3 protein-coding genes are annotated in these 1987 nt (G+C 74.7%); 2 read left to right on the forward strand and 1 reads right to left on the reverse strand.

Annotated elements, in window-relative coordinates; genetic code table 11:
* Window positions 1-51 precede the first annotated feature (51 nt).
* Window positions 52-786 carry a hypothetical protein gene (locus tag L0B03_RS17130; RefSeq protein WP_250448121.1) on the forward strand — a complete coding sequence of 245 codons (735 nt, stop codon included), beginning with the start codon at window positions 52-54 and terminating at the stop codon, window positions 784-786.
* Window positions 787-813: 27 nt separating this feature from the next.
* On the opposite strand, the gene L0B03_RS17135 is transcribed toward L0B03_RS17130, so the two are convergent.
* Window positions 814-1191 (reverse strand): DsrE family protein, encoded by a 378-nt coding sequence (locus L0B03_RS17135; protein ID WP_250448124.1) that lies wholly within the window; start codon window positions 1189-1191, stop codon window positions 814-816.
* Between the two features lie 142 nt (window positions 1192-1333).
* On the opposite strand from L0B03_RS17135, the gene L0B03_RS17140 reads away from it, so the two are divergent.
* Complete coding sequence (locus tag L0B03_RS17140; RefSeq protein WP_250448126.1) at window positions 1334-1897, forward strand: FABP family protein; 564 nt, start codon at window positions 1334-1336, stop codon at window positions 1895-1897.
* Window positions 1898-1987: the final 90 nt, after the last annotated feature.

A 1987-nucleotide genomic window follows, 5' to 3' on the forward strand; every position in this document is an offset into this window, starting at 1 on the left:
CCTCCGCCGCCCCGACCCGGCCCCCCGGCTCGCGCGGCTCGTGGTGCGCTGATGGACGTCTCGACCCGGGCGGTCCTGACCGCGGCCGTGGCCACCCTCGTCGCCGCAGCTGCCTTCTTCGGCGAGCTCCCGCTGGTGGGGGTCTCGATCCTGCTGGTCCTGCTCTTCGCGATCGGCTGGCCCCGCCTGCTCGGCCTGCCCAGCCCGCTCGGTACCGGGGTCGTCATCGCCCTCTCCGGGGCCGGGGGCGTCCTCGCGGTCACGGCGACCCGGGGCGAGCCCTACCTGCGGGACCTGCCCATCGTCCTGGCGCTCGCAGTGCTGCTGGCCTTCGTCAACGAGCTCGCCCGGCAGGACGGCCGGCTGCGCCTGGTCGAGTCCGTGACGGGCACCGTCACCGGGGTGCTCATCGTGACCGCGGCCGCCGGGTGGGTGGCCTCGGGCCGGACCCCGGGGGGCACCTCCCTCGTCGTCAGCGGCGCGGTGGCCCTGGCCATCGGCGCCGCGGTCTCGGCCGTGCCTCTGGGGGGCTGGACCGGCGCCACCGTGACTACCGGCGCTGCCGTGGTCGCGGGCGGGACCGTGGGCGCGGTCATGCCCTCGGTCTCCATCCTCGCCGGTGCCTTCCTGGGCCTGGCGACCGGACTGCTCGTCGCCGCCCTGCACGCACTCTTCGACGGGGTGCCCTCCCTCGGGCGCCGGACGGCCGCCGTGGCCGCCCTCGTGCTGCCTGTCTCGGTCAGCGGGATCCTCGTCTACGTCGTGGGCCGCGTCCTCGTCGGCTGAGCTGTCGCCCGCCGGCTGAGCGACAGCTCAGTAGACCAGCGCCTGGGTCCCGGGCCGCAGGGTCTCCTCGACGAAGGTCGGCGCCCCTGCCACGCGCACCCCCGGCAGCAGGTCGGACGGCTCGACGCCGCGGCGGACCGCGCACTGGGTGCACACCGTGACCTGCCCCTCGGCGAGCACCACCTCGAGCAGGTCGGCCAGCGGGGTCGCGTGGGCGAGGTCGACGTCGCCGGCCCGCCCGGGCAGCGCGAGCCAGGTCGCCTCCCCCGTCAGCCACAGGCTCACCCGTGCCCCGGCGGCGACCGCGGCGGCCGCGACCGTGAAGGCCTGGTTGCAGGCCTCGGGGCAGTCGGCGCCCGAGGTCGTCTTCACCACGAGGGAGGGCTGGTCGCGCGCGTCAGACATGCCTGAAGCCTAGGCGTCGTAGGATCGACGCATGCTCGCCCTCGAGATCTTCTTCATCGGACTCCTCGTCGCGTCCGCGATCACGATCACGTGGTTCGCGGGCTACGTCGTCTACAAGCTGTTCCAGGGACAGCGGTAGCCGATGACGTTCACCCTGCCCGAGGGGCTCGCCCCCGAGGTCTACCCGCTGGCCTGGCTCGTGGGGACGTGGCGCGGCGAAGGCGTCGTCGTCTACCCGAACATCCCGGAGACCGCGGTCACGCAGGAGGTCGTCGTCGACCACGACGGCGGTCCTTACCTGCGGTGGAGCAGCACCCTCTGGCTCGCGCCCGACCCTGCGCCCAGCGACGGCGCCGGCGAGGACGAGGACGCGGTGGCCGAGCCGAGGGTCTGGGGCACAGAGCAGGGCTACTGGCGCGTCCCGCCCGAGCGGCCCGAGGACGTCCCGCAGGACAAGCACCCGGTCGAGCTCATGCTCGTGGACCCCGCCGGCCACCTCTCGCTGTACGCCGGCGTCGTGGGCAACGGGCGCATCGACCTCGCGAGCGACCTCATCGCCCGTACCCCTGACGCCGCCGAGGTCAGCGCCGCGACCCGGCTGTACGGCTTCGTCCAGGGCGAGCTGATGTGGACCTGGGACCTCGCGGCCTTCGGCGAGCCGCTGCAGTCCTACGCCTCGGCACGGCTGACCCGGGTCGAGCCGTGACCGCCGCGGGACCCCGCAGCGCGCTGCTCAGCCGCCACGGCGTGGTCGAGGCCGCCGGTCCCGACCACGGCGTGGCCTGGCACTACGGCG

Source organism: Actinotalea sp. C106, from assembly GCF_023630195.1.
GTDB lineage: Bacteria > Actinomycetota > Actinomycetes > Actinomycetales > Cellulomonadaceae > Actinotalea.

Coding starts and splice junctions, on each gene's coding strand:
- L0B03_RS17135 (WP_250448124.1), bottom strand. CDS start 1,191: ATGTCTGACGCGCGCGACCAGCCCTCCCTCGTGGTGAAGACGACCTCG.
- L0B03_RS17130 (WP_250448121.1), top strand. CDS start 52: ATGGACGTCTCGACCCGGGCGGTCCTGACCGCGGCCGTGGCCACCCTC.
- L0B03_RS17140 (WP_250448126.1), top strand. CDS start 1,334: ATGACGTTCACCCTGCCCGAGGGGCTCGCCCCCGAGGTCTACCCGCTG.